This is a genomic window from Pseudomonas ulcerans, assembly GCF_036324125.1.
Taxonomy (GTDB): Bacteria; Pseudomonadota; Gammaproteobacteria; order Pseudomonadales; family Pseudomonadaceae; genus Aquipseudomonas; species Aquipseudomonas ulcerans.
Map to the genome: position 1 here is coordinate 25,939 of NZ_JAZDQN010000037.1, position 18,947 is coordinate 44,885.

General features: G+C 67.0%; 12 protein-coding genes. 4 read left to right on the forward strand and 8 right to left on the reverse strand.

Annotation, left to right across the window (positions count from 1 at the left end):
• Positions 1–197: 197 nt before the first annotated feature.
• Both V0R59_RS24820 and V0R59_RS24825 read left to right on the forward strand, forming a co-directional pair.
• On the forward strand, positions 198–2,615 hold the full coding sequence (locus tag V0R59_RS24820; protein WP_330077295.1) for a glucose/quinate/shikimate family membrane-bound PQQ-dependent dehydrogenase: 2,418 nt from the start codon (positions 198–200) through the stop codon (positions 2,613–2,615).
• Positions 2,616–2,671: 56 nt separating this feature from the next.
• Complete coding sequence (locus tag V0R59_RS24825) at positions 2,672–3,940, forward strand: carbohydrate porin (RefSeq protein WP_330077294.1); 1,269 nt, start codon at positions 2,672–2,674, stop codon at positions 3,938–3,940.
• A gap of 53 nt (positions 3,941–3,993) precedes the next feature.
• Here the strand turns inward: V0R59_RS24825 and lipA are convergent, their stop codons facing one another.
• The 8 genes from lipA to V0R59_RS24865 form a co-directional block, all read right to left on the reverse strand.
• Positions 3,994–4,941 carry a lipoyl synthase gene (gene lipA, locus V0R59_RS24830; RefSeq protein WP_330077317.1) on the reverse strand — a complete coding sequence of 316 codons (948 nt, stop codon included), beginning with the start codon at positions 4,939–4,941 and terminating at the stop codon, positions 3,994–3,996.
• Between the two features lie 4 nt (positions 4,942–4,945).
• Positions 4,946–6,070: a glycine cleavage system aminomethyltransferase GcvT gene (gcvT, locus tag V0R59_RS24835; protein WP_330077293.1), complete on the reverse strand. Its 1,125-nt coding sequence runs from the start codon at positions 6,068–6,070 to the stop codon at positions 4,946–4,948.
• 59 nt (positions 6,071–6,129) lie between these two features.
• Positions 6,130–7,383 carry a serine hydroxymethyltransferase gene (gene glyA / locus V0R59_RS24840; RefSeq protein WP_330077292.1) on the reverse strand — a complete coding sequence of 418 codons (1,254 nt, stop codon included), beginning with the start codon at positions 7,381–7,383 and terminating at the stop codon, positions 6,130–6,132.
• A gap of 199 nt (positions 7,384–7,582) precedes the next feature.
• A complete protein-coding gene (gene gcvP / locus V0R59_RS24845) occupies positions 7,583–10,432 on the reverse strand; it encodes an aminomethyl-transferring glycine dehydrogenase (protein WP_330077291.1) in 2,850 nt (949 codons plus the stop codon).
• Between the two features lie 12 nt (positions 10,433–10,444).
• Positions 10,445–10,822: a glycine cleavage system protein GcvH gene (gene gcvH / locus V0R59_RS24850; protein ID WP_330077290.1), complete on the reverse strand. Its 378-nt coding sequence runs from the start codon at positions 10,820–10,822 to the stop codon at positions 10,445–10,447.
• Positions 10,823–11,140: 318 nt separating this feature from the next.
• Entirely contained in the window at positions 11,141–12,670 is a 1,530-nt protein-coding gene (locus V0R59_RS24855; RefSeq protein ID WP_330077289.1) for a sigma-54-dependent transcriptional regulator, read from the reverse strand.
• A gap of 81 nt (positions 12,671–12,751) precedes the next feature.
• Positions 12,752–14,176: a D-serine/D-alanine/glycine transporter gene (cycA, locus tag V0R59_RS24860; protein ID WP_330077288.1), complete on the reverse strand. Its 1,425-nt coding sequence runs from the start codon at positions 14,174–14,176 to the stop codon at positions 12,752–12,754.
• A 416-nt stretch (positions 14,177–14,592) separates the two neighbouring features.
• Positions 14,593–15,783: an FAD-dependent monooxygenase gene (locus V0R59_RS24865; RefSeq protein ID WP_330077287.1), complete on the reverse strand. Its 1,191-nt coding sequence runs from the start codon at positions 15,781–15,783 to the stop codon at positions 14,593–14,595.
• A gap of 139 nt (positions 15,784–15,922) precedes the next feature.
• On the opposite strand from V0R59_RS24865, the gene V0R59_RS24870 reads away from it, so the two are divergent.
• The gene (locus tag V0R59_RS24870) at positions 15,923–16,822 is read left to right on the forward strand and encodes a helix-turn-helix transcriptional regulator (protein ID WP_330077286.1); all 900 of its coding nucleotides are present in this window, start codon (positions 15,923–15,925) and stop codon (positions 16,820–16,822) included.
• Between the two features lie 118 nt (positions 16,823–16,940).
• On the forward strand, positions 16,941–18,947 hold the full coding sequence (locus tag V0R59_RS24875) for a TonB-dependent receptor (RefSeq protein WP_330077285.1): 2,007 nt from the start codon (positions 16,941–16,943) through the stop codon (positions 18,945–18,947).

Below are 18,947 nucleotides of genomic sequence, written 5' to 3' on the forward strand. Positions count from 1 at the left end.
GTCCTTGGCCTCTCCCCCACACAAGGCCGCCCGCGGCTCCATCGCCAAAGGGCGGACGCCGGTTCACCAGCTACGCTCAAACCAGAAAAATCCCGACAACCCACGTCGGTTTTTCAACATTCGACCTTTGAACTATCTGGTTAATTAGCTAGCTAAGCGTATAATCGCCTCCGCATTCACACAGCGAGATACCCGGCATGACCCCTCAACCTCAGGCCTCTGGCCTAAGCAAACTCATCCTGATCGGGCTGGGCATGATCGTCGCCCTGCTCGGCCTGGCCCTGGCCGCAGGCGGCGTGCGCCTGACCAGCCTCGGCGGCAGTTGGTACTTCCTGGTCGGCGGCGTGGCCATGGCCCTCGCCGGCATCCTGATCGCCCTGCGCAAGCCGGCCGGCGCCTGGCTCTACGCGGTGTTCCTGGTCGGCACCGCGGTGTGGGCCCTGGCCGACACCGACCGCAGCTTCTGGCCGATGTTCTCGCGGCTGTTCATGTTCAGCGTGATCGGCGTGGTGGTGGCATTGGTCTACCCGACGCTCAAGCGCGCCGCTGGCGCCAGCGCCGGTCGCGGTGCCTACGGCGTTGCCGGGGTGCTGGCAATCGCCGCGGCCGTGACGGTGGTCAACATGTTCCTGCCTCACCCGAGCGTGCCGGCCACCGGCAAGGGCCCGGGCCTGACCAAGGTCGACCCGGCCAACGCCCAGAAAGACTGGGCCCACTACGGCAACACCGAGGGCGGCAGCCGCTTCGCCGCGCTGGACCAGATCAACCGTGACACGGTGAACAAGCTGCAGGTGGCCTGGACCTACCACACCGGCGACGTCGCCCTCAGCGACGGCAACGGCGCGGAAGACCAGCTGACCCCGCTGCAGATCGGCAACAAGGTGTTCATCTGCACCCCGCACAACAACCTCATCGCGCTGGACGCCGACAGCGGCAAGGAGCTGTGGAAGAACCCGATCAACGCCCAGTCCAAGGTCTGGCAGCGTTGCCGGGGCATGGCCTACTTCGATGCCACCCAGCCGGTGGTGCAGCCAAGCCAGCCGAACAGCTCGGCGGTGATCGCCGCCAGCGTACCGGCCGGCGCCAACTGCCAGCGTCGCCTGCTGACCAACACCATCGACGCCCGCCTGATCGCGGTGGACGCCGACACCGGCGAGTTCTGCCAGGGCTTCGGCAACAACGGCCAGGTCGACCTGAAAGCCGGCCTCGGTGAAGTGCCGGACTCCTACTACCAGCTGTCCTCGGCCCCGCTGATGGCCGGCACCACCGTGGTGGTCGGCGGCCGTGTCGCCGACAACGTGCAGACCGACATGCCCGGCGGCGTGATCCGCGGCTTCGATGTCATCACCGGCGCCATGCGCTGGGCCTTCGACCCGGGCAACCCGGCAGACAAGCAGGCGCCAGCCGACGGCAGCAGCTACGTGCGCAGCACGCCGAACAGCTGGGCGCCGATGTCCTACGACCCGGCGATGAACACCGTGTTCCTGCCGATGGGCAGCTCGTCCACCGACATCTACGGTGCCGAGCGCACCGCGCTGAACCACAAGTACGGCGCCTCGGTGCTCGCCGTCGACGCCAGCACCGGCGCCGAGAAGTGGGTCTACCAGACCGTGCACAACGACCTCTGGGACTTCGACCTGCCGATGCAGCCGAGCCTGATCGACTTCACCAAGGATGACGGCAGCAGCGTCCCCGCCCTGGTGATCGGCACCAAGGCCGGGCAGATCTTCGTCCTGGACCGTGCCACCGGGCAGCCGCTGACCAAGGTCGAGGAAGTCCCGGTCAAGGCCGCCGGCATCCCCAACGAGCAATACTCGCCGACCCAGCCGAAGTCCGTGGGCATGCCGCAGATCGGCGCGCAGACCCTGACCGAGTCGGACATGTGGGGCGCCACCCCGTATGACCAGCTGCTGTGCCGCATCGACTTCAAGAAGATGCGCTACGACGGCCTGTACACCGCGCCGGGCACCGACCTGTCGCTGAGCTTCCCGGGCTCCCTCGGCGGGATGAACTGGGGCAGCCTGTCCACCGACCCGGTGCATGGCTTCATCTTCGTCAACGACATGCGCCTGGGCCTGTGGATCCAGATGATCCCGTCGGCGAACAAGGGCCAGGCCGCCGGTGGTGGCGAAGCGCTGAACACCGGCATGGGCGCGGTGCCGCTCAAGGGCACGCCGTATGCGGTGAACAAGAACCGCTTCCTGTCGGTGGCCGGCATTCCGTGCCAGGCGCCGCCGTACGGCACCCTGACCGCCATCGACATGAAGACCAAGCAGATCGCCTGGCAGGTACCGGTGGGTACCGTGGAAGACACCGGTCCCCTGGGCATCCGCATGCACCTGCCGCTGCCGATCGGCCTGCCGACCCTTGGCGGCACCCTGTCGACCCAGGGTGGCCTGGTGTTCATCGCCGGGACCCAGGACTTCTACCTGCGCGCGTTCGACAGCGGCAATGGCCAGGAAATCTGGAAAGCCCGCCTGCCCGTCGGCAGCCAGGGCGGCCCGATGACCTACGTGTCGCCGAAGACCGGCAAGCAGTACGTCGTCATTACCGCCGGCGGTGCCCGCCAGTCCACTGATCGCGGTGACTACGTGATCGCCTACGCCCTGCCTTGAACCCCTCCAGCGCCCGCCCTCGCGGCGGGCGCTCGCTTTACCCTGGAATGCCTCGAATGTCCGTTTCCCCGCGTTACCTTCCGGCAGTGCTGTTCGGCACCTGCCTGCTGCCTGCTTTCGCCTGCGCCGCCAGCTTCGACGACTCGACCCTGAGCGGCGACTGGGGCGGCCTGCGTCACCAGCTCGATGCCGATGGCATCCGCTTCACCGGCGACTACAGTGGCGAAACCGTCTACAACGCCCACGGCGGCCTCAAGCGCTCGGCGCGCTATTCGCAGAACCTCAAGCTCGGCGTGCGCTTCGACCTGGAGAAACTGCTGCACAGCGAGAACGCCGGCGTGGTCCAGCTGACCATCAACGACCGTCGCGGCAACGACGGCTCCGCCGACCTGGTGGGCAACCGCCTGCCGCTGCAGGAAAACTACGGCGGCCTGTACACCCGCCTCACCGAACTCAGCTACGAGCGCACGCTGTTCACCCCTGCGCTGGACGTCAAGCTCGGCTACATGGCCATGGGCAACGACCTCGGCGGCCTCGACAGCGGCATCCTGTGCAACTTCATGAACGCCGGCTTCTGCGGGCATCCGCTGAACATGTCCGGCGGCAGCGGCTGGACCAACTACCCCAATGCGCGGCTTGGCGTGCGGCTGAAGTACAGCTTCGACCCGGCCTGGCAACTGCGCGTGGCGGCCTTTGCCGTCGACCCCGAGAGCAACGGCAACTCCAGCCGCGCCTGGCATGTCGCGCCCAAGCACAAGACCGGCACTGTGGTGCCGGTGGAGCTGGTGTACAAGAAGCTCGACGGCCTGCCGGGTGAATACAAGGTCGGCTGGTACTACGACAGCTCCGATGCCAGGCGCATCGGCAGCAACGAGGAAGTCGCCGGCCGTGGCGGTCATTACCTGCTGCTGGACCAGGCCGTGTGGCAGGCCAGCGACCTGCCGGGCCAGCGCCTGCATGTGTTCGGCCAGGCTGCGGCGGCAAGCTCCGCAGCGTCGCCGTTCAGCAAGTGGTACAGCGCCGGGGTGGTGCTCAAGCAGCCGTTCGCCAGCCGCCCGGCCGACACCGTCGCCCTTGGCTTCGGCCGCGCCGTGCCCAACCCGCGCAGCCGCGAGGTCCAGGAAAACACCGCGCTGGCCAATGGCGACGACTTCCCGAGCCTGGGCAACGCAGAGCGCCTGGTGGAGCTGAGCTATGGCTACCAGGCCACGCCGTGGCTGGTGCTGCGGCCGGATGTGCAATACATCATGGAACCGGGGGCGTTCTCCGGCACCGACATCGACAATGCCCTGGTGCTGGGGTTGCAGGTGAAGGCGACGCTCTGACCTGGTTTGCTGCTGATGGCCCGATCGCTGCGATCGGGCCATCGCCGCGGTTTTCAGGACCTGCTCCTGACCTCCCGCACCTGCTCGTCCGCATGATACGAAGAACGCACCAACGGCCCCGAAGCCACATGCCTGAAGCCCATCCGCGCGCCCTCCTCGGCAAACCAGGCAAACACCTCCGGATGCACGAACCGCTGCACCGGCAAATGACTGCGCGACGGTTGCAGATACTGCCCCAGGGTCAGCATGTCCACCCCATGCTCGCGCATCCGCGCCATCACCTCGATCACCTCCGCGTCCGTCTCCCCCAGCCCCAGCATCAACCCTGACTTGGTCGGCACGCCCGGCACCCGTTGCTTGAAGCGCTCCAGCAGATCCAGCGACCACTCGAAGTCCGACCCCGGCCGCGCTGCCTTGTAGAGCCTCGGCACGGTTTCCAGGTTGTGGTTGAACACATCCGGCGGCGCCTCGGCGGTGATCGCCAGGGCAACCTCCATCCGCCCACGATAATCCGGCACCAGCGTCTCCAGCTGGATCCCCGGACAGCGCGCGCGTATCTGGCGGATGCACTCGGCAAAGTGCCCCGCCCCGCCATCCCGCAGGTCGTCGCGGTCCACCGAGGTGATCACCACGTACTTCAGGCGCAGATCGGCGATCGCGGTGGCCAGGTTGTGCGGCTCGTCGACATCCAGCGGCCTGGGCCGGCCATGCCCGACGTCGCAGAACGGGCAACGCCGGGTGCAGATATCGCCCATGATCATGAAGGTCGCCGTGCCCCCGGAGAAACACTCCCCCAGGTTCGGGCACGAGGCTTCCTCGCAGACGCTGTGCAGCTTGTGCTTGCGCAGCAACGCCTTGATCCGCGCCACCTCGGGCGAGGCGGCGATCTCCACGCGGATCCAGTCCGGTTTGCGCGGCACGTCCTCGGTGGGCAGGATCTTCACCGGGATCCGTGCCACCTTGTCCGCACCGCGCAGCTTCAACCCCGTCTGCACCACCATGCCCTCAGCCACGGTAGTAACGCTGCGCCACGAACGGCGTCCGCACCACCTGCATCGGCACCCGCTTGCCGCGCACCTGGGCGAACACCTCGCTGTCCAGCGCCGCCTGCTCGCTCTGCACATAGCCCATGGCCAGCGGCGCGCCCAGGCTCGGACCGAAACCGCCGCTGGTGACACGGCCGATCACTTCGTCGCGGGCATTGACGATCACGCTGCCCTCGCGCACCGGCACCCGCTCCTTCGGCAGCAGGCCGACGCGCTTGCTGGCCACGCCGTCGCGCTGCTGGGCAAACACCCGCTCGGCACCGGGGAAGCCGCCGGCGCGCTCGCCGTCGGCACGCCGTACCTTGGAAATGGCCCAGGCCAGGCTGGCCTCGATCGGCGTGGTGCGGGTTTCCATATCGTGGCCGTAGAGACACAGGCCAGCTTCCAGGCGCAGCGAGTCGCGGGCACCCAGGCCGATGGCCTCGACCTCGGGTTCGGCCAGCAGCGAGCGGGCGAGCATCAGCGCCGCCTCGACCGGCACGGAGATTTCGTAGCCGTCCTCGCCGGTATAGCCCGAGCGGCTGACATAGCAATCGACGCCGAGCAAACGCAGCGGCGCGAACTGCATGAAGGTCATGCCCGTCACTTCGGGCGCCAGGCGCGCCAGTACCCGCGCCGCCGCCGGCCCCTGCAGGGCAAGCAAGGCACGGCTGTCGAACAGCGGCTCCACCTCGCAGACGCCCTCCAGGTGCTGCTGCAGATGGCGCAGGTCCTGCGCCTTGCAGGCGGCGTTGACCACCAGGAACAGCTCGTCGTCGGCCAGCCGGGCGACCATCAGGTCGTCGAGGATGCCGCCATCGTCGTTGGTGAAGAGTGCGTAGCGCTGCATGCCCACCGGCAGGTCGACGATGTCCACCGGCACCAGGCGCTCCAGCGCCCGGCCGGCGTCGGCGCCGCGCAGGCGGATCTGGCCCATGTGCGAGACGTCGAACAGGCCGGCCTGCTCGCGGGTGTGCAGGTGTTCCTTCATCACGCCCAGCGGGTACTGGACCGGCATCTCGTAGCCGGCGAACGGCACCATGCGCGCGCCCAGCTCCAGGTGCAGGGTGTGCAGCGGTGTCTTGTGCAGTGTTTCGGTTGACATGGGTGACTCCAGGATTCGCTAGGAACGACGGCCGGCGCACTGCCGGCCGTCTCGACGGATCAGGCCGGATAGACCGGGAACATCGCGCACAGCCCCGCCACCTGCCTGGCCACATGGGCTTCGATATCGGCATCGCCGAGGTGGTCGAGGATGTCGCAGACCCAGGTCGCCAGGGCACGGCATTCCGGCTCCTGGAAGCCACGGGTGGTCACCGCCGGGGTGCCGATGCGCAGGCCCGAGGTCACGAACGGCGACTGCGGGTCGTTGGGCACGGCGTTCTTGTTCACCGTGATATGGGCACGGCCCAGGGCGGCGTCGGCATCCTTGCCGGTGATGCCCTGGCGGATCAGGCTGACCAGGAACAGGTGGTTGTCGGTGCCGCCGGAGACCACGTCATAGCCGCGCTGGATGAAGATCTGCGCCATGGCCTGGGCGTTCTTGATCACCTGGGCCTGGTAGTCCTTGAAGCCAGGGTCGAGGGCTTCCTTGAAGCACACCGCCTTGGCCGCGATCACATGCATCAACGGACCGCCCTGGCCGCCAGGGAACACCGCCGCGTTGAGCTTCTTGTCCAGCTCCGGCTCGCCCTTGGTCAGGATCAGGCCGCCCCGAGGGCCGCGCAGGGTCTTGTGGGTGGTGGTGGTGACCACGTCGGCGTAAGGCAGCGGATTGGGGTACAACCCGGCGGCGACCAGGCCGGCAACGTGGGCCATGTCGACGAACAGGTAGGCACCGACCTTGTCGGCGATCTGGCGGAACCGCGGGAAGTCCAGGGTCCGCGAATAGGCGGAGAAGCCGGCGACGATCATCTTCGGCTGGTGCTCGACGGCCAGGCGCTCGACTTCGTCGTAGTCGACCAGGCCGTTGGCGTCGATGCCATATTGCACGGCGTTGTACAGCTTGCCCGAAGACGACACCTTGGCGCCGTGGGTCAGGTGGCCGCCGTGGGCCAGGCTCATGCCGAGAAGGGTGTCGCCGGCCTGCAGCAAGGCCAGGTAAACCGCTGCGTTGGCCTGGGAACCTGAGTGCGGCTGGACGTTGGCGTAGCCGGCACCGAACAGCTGCCGGGCACGGTCGATGGCCAGTTGCTCGACCACGTCGACGTGCTCGCAGCCGCCGTAGTAGCGCTTGCCCAGGTAGCCTTCGGCGTACTTGTTGGTCAGCTCGGTGCCCTGGGCCTGCATGACCTGCGGGCTGGTGTAGTTTTCCGAGGCGATCAGCTCGATATGGTCTTCCTGGCGTTGCGCTTCGCGGCGGATGGCGTCGAACAGCGCAGGGTCGAAGTCGGAGAGCGTGAGGCTTTTGTGGAACATGGGGTCTTCCTTCTTGTTCGGGTTAAGTAGCTAGTGTGGTGTTTCACAAATAACGACCATAACTCGCGGCGCTTTTTGCGCTCATGCTGCGTTGTCGCTCCTCGCCGTAGCTGGGCTACGACTCGTCGCGCCGCCTTGCCTGAGCGCAAAAATCACTCGCGACTTATTGGCCGTATTTGCAAAACACCACACTAGGCGTTCAGGCGTCCTGATAGCTCGCCAGCGGCGGGCAGGCACAGGCCAGGTTGCGGTCGCCGTAGACGTTGTCCACGCGCCCCACCGGCGGCCAGTACTTGTTTTCGCGCAGGCTTTGCAGCGGATACACCGCCAGCTCGCGGCCATAGGCATGGGTCCATTCAGCGGCCAGCTCGGCCGCCGTATGCGGCGCATTCCGCAGCGGGTTGTCCTGCTTGTCGAGGCCACCGTTCTCCACCGCGCGGATCTCCTCGCGGATGGCGATCATCGCCTCGCAGAAGCGGTCCAGTTCTTCCTTCGACTCGCTCTCGGTCGGCTCCACCATCAAGGTCCCGGCCACCGGGAACGACATGGTCGGGGCGTGGAAGCCGTAGTCGATCAGGCGCTTGGCGACGTCCTCGACACCGATCCCGCTGCTGTCCTTGAGCGGGCGCAGGTCAAGGATGCATTCATGGGCCACCAGCCCGTTCTCGCCGGTGTAGAGCACCGGGTAATGCTCCTCCAGGCGCCGGGCCACGTAGTTGGCGCTGAGAATCGCCAGCTGCGAGGCGCGCTTGAGCCCTGCCCCGCCCATCATGCGGATGTACATCCAGGTGATCGGCAGGATGCTTGCGCTGCCATAAGGCGCCGCGCTCACCGCACCGCTTTTGCCGCGTCCCGGCAGGAACGGCGCCAGGTGCGCCTTGACGCCAATGGGACCGACACCCGGACCGCCACCGCCATGGGGGATGCAGAAGGTCTTGTGCAGGTTCAGGTGCGAGACATCGCCGCCGAACCTGCCCGGCGCGCACAGGCCGACCATGGCGTTCATGTTGGCGCCATCGATGTACACCTGGCCGCCGTGCTCGTGGACGATCTCGCAGATCCGCGTGATGCCGTCCTCGAACACGCCATGGGTCGAGGGGTAGGTGATCATCAGCGCGGCCAGGCGCTCGCGGTGCTGTTCGGCCTTGGCCTGCAGGTCGGCGACATCGACGTTGCCGCGGGCGTCGCAGGCGACCACCACCACCCGCAATCCGGCCATCTGCGCCGTGGCCGGGTTGGTGCCATGGGCCGACGACGGGATCAGGCACACATCGCGCCCGCCTTCGCCACGACTGGCGTGCCACGCGCGGATCGCCAGCAGGCCGGCGTATTCGCCCTGGGAGCCGGCGTTGGGTTGCAGCGACACGGCGTCATAGCCGGTGGCGGCGCAGAGCATGGCTTCCAGTTCGTCGGTCAGTTGCCGGTAGCCCCGGGCCTGTTCTGCCGGGGCGAACGGGTGCAGCCCGGCGAACTCCGGCCAGGTGACCGGGATCATCTCGCTGGCGGCGTTGAGTTTCATGGTGCAGGAGCCCAGCGGGATCATGCTGCGGTCCAGGGCCAGGTCCTTGTCGGCCAGACGACGCAGGTAACGCATCAGCTCGGTTTCCGAGTGATAGCGGTTGAACACCTCGTGCTGCAGGAACCTGCTTTCCCGCAACAGCGCGGTGGGCAGGCCATCCTCGACATCCAGTGCCAGTGCGGCGAATTCCGGCAGGGCCTGGTCCGGCGCGGCGAACACCTGCCACAGTGCCTCGACGCTGGCCTGCTCGCAGGTCTCGTCCAGGGACACGCCGAGTCGCGCCGCGTCGATCAGGCGCAGGTTGAGCCGGGCAGCCTGGCTGGCGGCCACGACCTCGGCCACAGGCCGCGCGCTCAGCACGCTGACACTGTCGAAGAAGTACTGCTGCTCCACCCGATGACCCAGCTGCCGCAGGCCCTTGACCAGGATCGCCGTCAGCCGGTGCACGCGCCGGGCGATGTCCTGCAGCCCGCGCGGCCCGTGGTAGACCGCGTACATGCTGGCGATGTTGGCCAGCAGCACCTGCGCCGTGCAGATGTTGCTGGTGGCCTTCTCGCGACGGATATGCTGCTCGCGGGTCTGCATGGCCAGGCGCAGCGCCGGCTTGCCGAAGCGGTCGATGGACCGCCCGACCAGGCGCCCCGGCATGTCGCGCTTGAAGGCATCGCGAGTGGCGAAGTACGCCGCATGCGGCCCGCCATAGCCCAGCGGTACGCCGAAGCGCTGGGCGCTGCCGAGCACCACGTCGGCGTCGAACTCGCCGGGCGGGGTCAGCAGGGTCAGGGCCAGCAGGTCGGCTGCCACCGCCACCAGGGCGCCGGCGGCATGGGCCCGTTGCACCAGGGCACGGTGGTCGACGATGGCACCGCTGCTCGCCGGGTATTGCAGGAGCAGGCCGAAGTAGCCGTCGAGGCTGTCCAGCGCCGCCTCGTCGCCGATCACCACCTCGATGCCCAGCGGCTCGGCGCGGGTCTGCACCACCTCCAGGGTTTGCGGATGGCAATCGCGGGAGACAAAGAAGGCGGCGGCCTTGTTCTTCGCCAGGCGCTTGCAGAAGGTCATGGCTTCGGCGGCGGCGGTGGCTTCGTCGAGCAAGGACGCGTTGGCGATGTCCATGCCGGTGAGGTCGCTGATCAGGGTCTGGAAATTCAGCAACGCTTCCAGGCGGCCTTGGGAAATCTCCGGCTGGTAGGGGGTGTAGGCGGTGTACCAGGCCGGGTTTTCCAGGAGGTTGCGCAAGATCGGCGCCGGGGTATGGCACGGGTAGTAGCCCTGGCCGATATGGTTGCGCAGCAACTGGTTGTTCGCGGCGATGGCCTTGATCGCGGCCAGGGCCTCGGTTTCGCCCTGCCCCGCGCTGAGTTCCAGCACGCTGCTGCCCTGGATGGTGGCGGGTACCACGCTATCGCTGAGGGCATCGAGGGAGGCGTGCCCGGTCAGCGCCAGCATGGCCTCGATATCGGACGGGCGCGGGCCGATATGCCGGGGGATGAATTCGTTGTCCGTGGTCAGCGCAATCGAGATGCTCATGCGGCCTCCGGCTCAGGCGTTGTCGGCCAGGTAGCGGTCGTAGCCGTCCTGGTCCATCAGCCCGTCGAACTGCGTGGCGTCGTCGGCCTTGATGCGGAAGAACCAGCCGTCCTGCAACGGCGAGGCATTGACCAGCTCGGGGTCGTCGGCCAGGGCCTGGTTGACCGCCACCACCTCGCCGTCCAGCGGCATGCCGATGTTGCTGGCGGCCTTGACCGACTCCAGCACCGCGACTTCAGCGCCCTCGCCGAAACGCCCTAGGTCGGGCAACTGCACGAAGACCACGTCGCCCAGGGCCTGCTGGGCGAACTCGGTGATGCCGACGGTGAGTTCGCCGTTGCCTTCCAGGCGCAGCCATTCGTGTTCGGGAGTAAAACGCAACGTGCTCATGGATCTTCCTCTTGTTGTGAAGGCCCCGTGGTGGGACTGGGAAGAGCTGGAGCAAGGGTGGTGCCAACTTGTGTTAGCCCTTTTAATTCAAGGACTTGGGACTATTTCGCGGGTGTTTTCGAGCGTACGGCCGGAGCGGAATCGCTCCGCCCTTTCGGCGCTGGCCGGGGAAGGCCTCTGCCACGCGGGCTTGCGCCTTGTTGGAGTGGATTCACTCCAGTGGAGCGGTTTCGAACCGGCCCAGGATGGGCAAACTCCCTATGCGGCGCGGTCCTTCGCAGCTAACGCAGCTCCTACCCGCGTCGACCATCGCTTGGGCTAGGACCGGCTGGCAATCCCGTACTTGCGCAACCGCTGCCCGATGGCCGTATGCGACGTGCGCAGGCGCACCGCCAGTTGCCGGGTCGAGGGATAGGCCGCATAGAACTTCTCCAGCAGCGCCTTCTCGAAATCCCCCACCGCCGCCTCCAGGCTGGTGACCTCCGCCGCCTCGCCCTGCTGGCCGTTCAACGCGGTGCCCGCCAGCTCCAGGTCGCCGCAATCGATCACCTCGCCCTCGCTGATCGCCGCCGCCCTGAAGATCACGTTCTGCAACTGCCGCACATTGCCCGCCCAGCGGTTGCCCAGCAGCAGCGGCTGGGTGGCCAGGGCCAGGCGACAGGGCGCGCGGCGGATCTGGGCGCAGGCCTGGGCGAGGAAGTGCTCGGCCAGCAGGAGAATGTCGCGCCCCCGCTCACGCAGCGGCGGCACCCGCAGGTTGAGGACGTTGAGGCGGTAGTACAGGTCCTCGCGGAAACTGCCCTCCAGCACCATGTTTTCCAGATCCCGGTGAGTCGCACAGACCACCCGCACATCGACGCGCACCTCGCCGGCACCGCCCACCCGGCGGAAACTGCCGTCATTGAGGAAACGCAGCAGCTTGGCCTGCAGGTAGGGCGACATCTCCCCCACTTCATCGAGGAACACCGTGCCGCCATCGGCCAGCTCCAGCAGCCCCGGCTTGCCGCCACGCTGGGCGCCGGTGAAGGCACCGGCGGAATAGCCGAACAGTTCGCTCTCGGCCAGGCTCTCCGGCAGCGCCGCGCAGTTGAGGGCAAGGAACGAGGCATCGCGGCGCGCGCTGAGGGCATGGCAGGCACGGGCCACCAGCTCCTTGCCGGTGCCGGTTTCCCCCTGGATCAGCACCGGCGCGTCGAGGCTGGCGACCTTGTGCAGGCGCGTCTTGAGCTCCTTGAGCGGCGCCGACTCGCCGAGCAAGGAACCCAGGCCTTCACCCTGGTCGTGCAGCAGCGAGGCCAGGCGTTCGCCGATGCGGCTGGGCGGGTACAAGGTCAGCAGGCCACCCACCAGGGCATCGGCGCCATCGCTGATGGGCGTTGCCTCCAGCAGCAGCGCCTGGCCCTGGAAGTCCACCTCGCACATGGGCAGGCGAAAGCCCTTGTCGATCAGCGTGCGTACCAGGTCCGGCGCCTCGAACAGCGCGGACAGGCGTTCCCCCGCCGGCTCACGACCGCACAGGCCGACCAGGGTGGGGTTGGCCAGCAGCACATAGCCGGCCGGATCCACCGCCAGCACCGGGTCACTCATTGCCGCCAGCAGCGCCTCCAGTTGCAGGTGGCGGCGCTGGCCCGGGAGGAAGTCCACCAGCTCCACCGCCTGTACCCCGGCCAGGCGCAGCAAGGCGGCATGGAGCTCGTCCAGCACCGCCCGGGACAGCGCCGGTGCGTCGATATAGACATTGGGCGGAATCATCTCCACCGCGTCCAGGTTGAGGTTGCGCGCGCCGAGCAAGGCCAGGATTTCCTGGGTGATGCCGACGCGGTCGATGAAGGTGACGTGGATGCGCATCGCGGTTTTCCCTGCTGTGCAAATGACGACAGGGGAACGACCGCCGCGCGTCGTTCCCCTGGTGTTGTACGGTGGCCGGCCTCAGTCCGCTTCGAAGGACATCGACGCCGCCTGCGCCCGTTTCTGCCGGATCGAGCGCCAGGACAAGCCGAGCACGGCGAACCACAGCGGCGTGACGATCAGCGCCTGACGGGTGTCCTGCTCAAGGGCCAGGAGCACGATGAGAAAGACGAAGAACGCCAGGCAGGCCCAGACCATCGGCACGCCGCCGGGCATCTTGTATTTCGAAGCCTGGTGCAGGTGAGCGCGCTGGCGCCGGTAGGCCAGGTACGACAGCAGGATCAGGGTCCAGACGAACATGAACAGCAGCGCCGATACCGTGGTGATCAGGGTGAAGGCTTCCATCAGGTTCGGCACCAGGTAGATCACCATCGCCCCGGCCAGCAGGCACGTGCAGGAGAAGATCAGGCCGTTGGACGGCACCGCGCGGCTCGACAGGTTGCGGAACGCCCCCGGCGCATCGCCTTCCAGGGCCAGGCCGTAGAGCATGCGGCTGGTGGAGAACACGCCGCTGTTGGCCGACGAGGCAGCGGACGTCAGCACCACGAAGTTGATGATCGCAGCGGCGGCCGGCAGCCCGGCGAGGACGAACAGCTCGACGAAGGGGCTCTTGCCCGGGACCACGTCGCGCCATGGCGTCACCGCCATGATCGCTATCAGCGCCAGCACGTAGAAGACGATGATGCGCACCGGGATCGAGTTGATCGCCCGCGGCAGGTTGCGTTCGGGGTTGCGGGTTTCGGCTGCGGTGGTGCCGACCAGTTCGATGCCGACGAAGGCGAACACGGCGATCTGGAAGCCGGCGAAGAAGCCCATCACGCCATGGGGGAACATGCCGTCGTCATTCCACAGGTTGCCCAGGCTGGCGACCTGCCCGGCCGGCGATTGCCAGGCGGCGACCACCATGTACAGGCCGGTGCAGACCAGCGCGCAGATGGCGACGATCTTGATCATGGCGAACCAGAACTCCAGCTCGCCGAACATCTTCACCGTCAGCAGGTTCAGCGACAGCAGCACGCCGACACAGGCGATGGCCGGAGCCCATTGCGGGATGTCGGGGAACCAGAATTGCGAGTAGGCGGAGATGGCGATGACATCGGCAATGCCGGTGACGATCCAGCAGAACCAGTAGGTCCAGCCGGTGAAGTAGCCGGCCCAGGGACCGAGCAGGTCGGCGGAGAAATCGATGAAGGATTTGTAGTTGAGGTTCGACAGCAGCAGCTCGCCCATCGCCCGCATGACGAAGAACAGCATGAAGCCGATGATCATGTAGACGAAGATGATCGACGGGCCGGCGAGGCTGATGGTCTTGCCCGAACCCATGAACAGCCCGGTGCCAATGGCGCCGCCGATGGCGATGAGCTGGATGTGGCGGTTGGAGAGGTTGCGCTGGAGTTCGTGCTCTTGCTGTCCTGGCGGACGGTGACCAAGGGATTGGTTTTTCATGGTTTGACCTTGCAAGTTGAATTGTTTTTATAACGTCAGGCAAGGGGGAGTCAGCAAGGCTTGTGCCAGGGCTGGAAGGTGCGGTCTTGAGCGGTTTGGATGGGATCAGGCGTAACGATGTCGCTCCAGGGTTTGCGGGATAATTCCTACAAACCCGACGGAAACAGGGGGTATGGGGCTGTGTAGCGAAATCGCTCCAATGGAACGCTATCGGTCCGCGTGCGACAGGAACCTGCTGCGTCCCTGGCACTCTTCAAGACCCAGGCTGAATGCTGACCCTGTGGGAGCTGGCTTGCCAGCGATTGGCCAGTCCAGACAACCCGGAAACCAGCTGACATTTCCTGTGCTCTTCAGGCCCTCATCGCTGGCAAGTCGGAGCGCCGAACCGCAGCTCCCACAGGGGGCGCGGCGGATGCTCACAGGGTTCGTGCTTCACTTGACTGCCGCACCGCCTCGCTCAACGCCCCCTGGTCCACCCGGGTGAAGGTCCGCCGCAGCATCCACCCGGTCAGCCAGTCCGGCGTCCAGCGCATGAACAGGTTGCGCAGGTGCCAGCTACGCCGGGTCAACGGCACGTACCAGCCCGCCATCTTCGGCGCCAGCGCCTGCAACACCTCGATATCCGGCCGCAGCCGTGCTTCATAGCGCTGCAAAGCCGCCACGTCGCAACTGCGCGCCAGCTCCTCGGCCAACAGCCAGGCCCCGGTGATCGCCATGCTCGCGCCGCGCCCGGAGGCCAGGGTCAGGCAGTGCGCGGCATCCCCGAGCAAGACCAGCCGCCCCGTGTGCCAGCTCGGCAAATGCACCTGCATCAGGTGATCCAGATAGAACCCGTCCGGCTGCGCCGCCAGTGCCCGCTGGATATCGCCATGGGCATGGGCAAATACCTGCCGCAGCCGCGCGGCCCGCTGCGACCTCGGCACCCGCAGCCCTTCGCGGTCCTGCCAGACGAACAAGGCCGCCAGCAGGTCCTCGCGCATGCCGTACAGCTCGACGGTATAACCCGGTTCGGAAAACGACACGTGACGCTCGCCCCCGCGTGCCTGGGCACCTTCCAGGGTGAAGGCCGCGGCGCTATAGCCAAGGGAGCGCAGGCAGGCCTCGTCACTGGCGATGTAGCGCTGGCGCAGGCTGGAAAAACAGCCGTCCGCCGCCACCACGAAGTCGAAGCGCTCGCACGTGCCATCGTCGAAGCGCACGTCGACACCCTGCCCGTCCTGTTCCAGCGCCTCGACCTGGAGGCCGAAACGGATCGGCACCTCGTCGTTCAACGCCCGATGCAGGGCGTTGACCAGATCGTCCCGGCACACCGGCAACAGGTTGGTCTGGCGCAGATGCTTGCGATGGTCGATCAGCAACACGTCACGGCCCTGGCTGTCGCGAAACTGCGTGCGCCCCAGTTCCACGCCCTTGGCCATCAAGCCTTCGAGAATCCCCATGCGCCCGGCAATGTCGTGGCCGCTGCCGCCCAGGCTGAGCACGAAACCATCGCAACGCAGGTCCGGCGCGCGCTCCACCAGCACCGGCGCGAAGCCGCGCCGCTTGAGCCACCAGGCCGCGGCAAGGCCGGCGATACCGGCACCTTGAATCAAAATCTTCGCAGTCACTCTGTGTCCCCTCATCAACGGTGGCGCCAGCTTGCCGGGACAGGGTCGCCACTGCGCGCGCGATCAGGAGCGGACGCGCGTGATCGGTCGCTAATGATAAGTGTTATCATCCGCCATCGTTCACCCTGCGGGCCTCGCCATGTCGATCAACCATTACGTCGCCGACCAGCCGCTCTCCCCCACCTTCGCCAACCTCGCCGACGAGGAGCTGGACATCCGCGTGCTCGACCTGCTGCCCAGCGCCGACTGCCGGATCCAGGCCGACAGCGCCCCGTCGCTGTCCATCGCCTACTACGCCGAGGGCGGTGGCTGGCGGCAGTTCGCCGATACCCCGTTCATGCTCCTGAGCCCCGATACCTGCTGCCTGTACCACGGCACCGTGGCGATCCACGGCGAAGGCCTGCTGGCCGCCAACACCCGCGTGCGCGGCGTCAATATCAGCTTCGCCCCGCAAGTGCTCAGCCGCATCGGCCTGGACCAGCAACTGCTCGACCACGCCGGCCTGTGGGAACGCCGCATCTCCGCCGACGGCCATGCGCGCCTGGTGCAGTTTCCGGCGCCGTCGGTGCTGCGCAAGGTCGGCCTGGCCATGCTCGATTGCCCGCTGCAAGGCGTGGCGCGGGAAATCTTCCTGCGGGGCAAGGCCTTCGAAATGCTCGGCGAGATGGTCGGCTACCTGCACAGCGGCGCCGCCCAGGCCAACGTCGGCGCGCGCGATCGGGCACGGATCGAGGAAGCCTGCGCCCTGCTCAAGGCCCGCCCTGCCGAACCCTGGACCCTGGAAGCACTGGCCGATGCAGTCGGCCTCAATGTGCGCAAGCTCAAGCAGGGTTTCCGCCAGGTCTACGGCAAGGGCGCCTACGCCCTGCTCCAGGACATGCGCATGGAGCTGGCCGCCGAGCGCCTGCAACGTGGCGAACGGGTGGTGGATGCGGCGCTGGAGGTGGGTTACTCCAACGCCAGCCATTTCGCCAAGGTGTTCCGCCGCCATCACGGCGTCGCGCCAAGCGATTACCGCAATCGCGCTGATACCGCCTAGATGATAATCACTATCAACAAATGACCCGATCGCGCGCACCGCAACCCTGATCGCGCGCGCAGGCCGGACGGCGGATCGCGACCATCTGGCCATCTCCCTTCACCAGGTTGTTCCTTCCATGCAGCGTTCCCTTCTCAGCCTCGCGGTGCTGTGCGCCATCACCCCCTGGGCTCTGGCCGATTCCGTCCTGACCCTGCCCGAACTGCAGGTCACCGCCAACAAACGCACACAAACCCAGAACCAGACCGACCTTGCCCTGTCCGTCGCCACCCCGGCGGACCTCGACCAGGCCAACGTCTACCGCAGCGGCGAACTGGAGCGGGTGTTTCCCGAACTGCTGGCGCGCAACACCGGCGCCGACCTGTTCCCCAGCCTGAGCCTGCGCGGCATCTCTTCGTCGGACGCCTACAACGCGCCGGTGGGAATCTATGTCGATGGCGTGCCGCAGTACCTCGGCACCTTCAACCAGCAGTTGCTCGACATCGAACAGATCGAGTTGCTCAAGGGCCCGCAAGGCACGCTGTACGGGCGCAACGCCCATGCCGGGGCACTGAACATCACCACCCGCCAGCCCGATGAAAGCGCGACGGCGACCCTGCAGAGCCGCTTCAGCAACCTGCACCGCCAGGTGTCGGCCAGCGGCTCGGCGCCGCTGGTCAGCGAGCGCCTGTATGTCCAGGGCAGCGTCTACCACGACGACACCGACGGCGAGCTGACCCGCAGCGAACACCATGGCGACAGCGACAACGGCGGTGCCCGCGCCGGCCTGCTGTTCAAGGCCAGCGAAGACCTCAGCCTGCGCCTGGCCTATGCCCGCGACAAACTGCGCTCCTACGACGAGCAGTACCTCGCCGATGCCACCTACGGCCAGCGCCGGGCCAGCGTGCCGTTGATGGAGTCGGTCTACGTGCGCCGGGTCGAAAGCAGCAGCGCCACCCTCGACTGGAGCCTCAACGACAGCTGGCGCCTGACCTCGATCAGCGCCTTGCAGAACTACCGCCACGAACGCCTGTTCGGCGACCTCGGTTTCCTCTGGCCGGAAACCCAGCGTACCGTCAGCCAGGAACTGCGCCTGGCCACCCAGGGCGCCGACCGCCCCTGGGACCTGGTCAGCGGCCTGTACTGGCAGAACGGCAAGAGCCATTCGCGTCGCGTGCCCGACGGCGCCGCACCGCTGGCCGGCCTCTACGGCCAGGCCGACAGCCATATCGAGAACACCGAGAAGGCCGTGTTCGGCGAATTCACCTGGCACCTGGCGCCACGCTGGGACCTGACCCTCGGCGCCCGCCACAGCCAGGAAAAGGCCGAGACCCGCTACACCCAGCAGAACGCCCTGTACACCCCGGGCTTCGACTTCAGCGGCGACGACACCTTCACCAGCACCACGCCGAAGATCGCCCTGGGCTTCCAGGCCAATCCCGATACCCGCCTGTATGCCTCGGTGAGCAAGGGCTTCAAGGCCGGCGGCTACAACCGCATCGGCGCGATCACTCCTGACGCGGTGGCCTATTCGCCGGAGAAGTCGCTGAACATGGAAGTCGGGATCAAGGCCAGCCTGCTGGACAAGCGGGTATGGCTCAACGGTGCGCTGTACCGCATCGATATCGACGACGTGCAGCAATTCATCGGCGATGCCGGCACCGGCAACCAGTCCCTGGCCAATATCGGCAAGGCCCGCAGCGAGGGCGCGGAACTGTCGCTGGACTGGCAGGCAACCGAGGCCACCCGCGTGCGCGTGGCCGGGACGGTGAACCGCAACCGCCTGCTCGACTCGGTGCGTCAGGGCAATCACCTGACCTACACGCCCCAACGCACCCTGCGGGTATCGGCGGAGCACAGCCTGTTCTTCGACGGGCTGCACGGGGAGATCCGTCCGGCGGTGGGCCTGAGTTATGTCGGCAAGCACTATTTCGATGTCGACAACCAGGTCGCGCAAAGTGGCTACAGCCTGCTCGACGCACGCCTGGCCTGGCTGCCCCGGCCCGAGCTGGAACTGGCACTGTACGGCAACAACCTCGGCGACAAGCTGTATCGCACCTACGCCTACCAGTCCGCCCCCGGCCAGCAGTTTTCCCAGCCCGGTGCCGGTCGCGAGCTGGGCCTGAGCGTCAAGGCGTCGTTCTGA

Bases quoted from the DNA above. Each gene is read 5' to 3' on its own strand.
- V0R59_RS24855 (WP_330077289.1), bottom strand. From the start codon at position 12,670: ATGCGCATCCACGTCACCTTCATCGACCGCGTCGGCATCACCCAGGAA.
- V0R59_RS24870 (WP_330077286.1), top strand. From the start codon at position 15,923: ATGTCGATCAACCATTACGTCGCCGACCAGCCGCTCTCCCCCACCTTC.
- cycA (WP_330077288.1), bottom strand. From the start codon at position 14,176: ATGAAAAACCAATCCCTTGGTCACCGTCCGCCAGGACAGCAAGAGCAC.
- gcvT (WP_330077293.1), bottom strand. From the start codon at position 6,070: ATGTCAACCGAAACACTGCACAAGACACCGCTGCACACCCTGCACCTG.
- V0R59_RS24825 (WP_330077294.1), top strand. From the start codon at position 2,672: ATGTCCGTTTCCCCGCGTTACCTTCCGGCAGTGCTGTTCGGCACCTGC.
- gcvH (WP_330077290.1), bottom strand. From the start codon at position 10,822: ATGAGCACGTTGCGTTTTACTCCCGAACACGAATGGCTGCGCCTGGAA.
- V0R59_RS24875 (WP_330077285.1), top strand. From the start codon at position 16,941: ATGCAGCGTTCCCTTCTCAGCCTCGCGGTGCTGTGCGCCATCACCCCC.
- glyA (WP_330077292.1), bottom strand. From the start codon at position 7,383: ATGTTCCACAAAAGCCTCACGCTCTCCGACTTCGACCCTGCGCTGTTC.
- gcvP (WP_330077291.1), bottom strand. From the start codon at position 10,432: ATGAGCATCTCGATTGCGCTGACCACGGACAACGAATTCATCCCCCGG.
- V0R59_RS24820 (WP_330077295.1), top strand. From the start codon at position 198: ATGACCCCTCAACCTCAGGCCTCTGGCCTAAGCAAACTCATCCTGATC.
- lipA (WP_330077317.1), bottom strand. From the start codon at position 4,941: ATGGTGGTGCAGACGGGGTTGAAGCTGCGCGGTGCGGACAAGGTGGCA.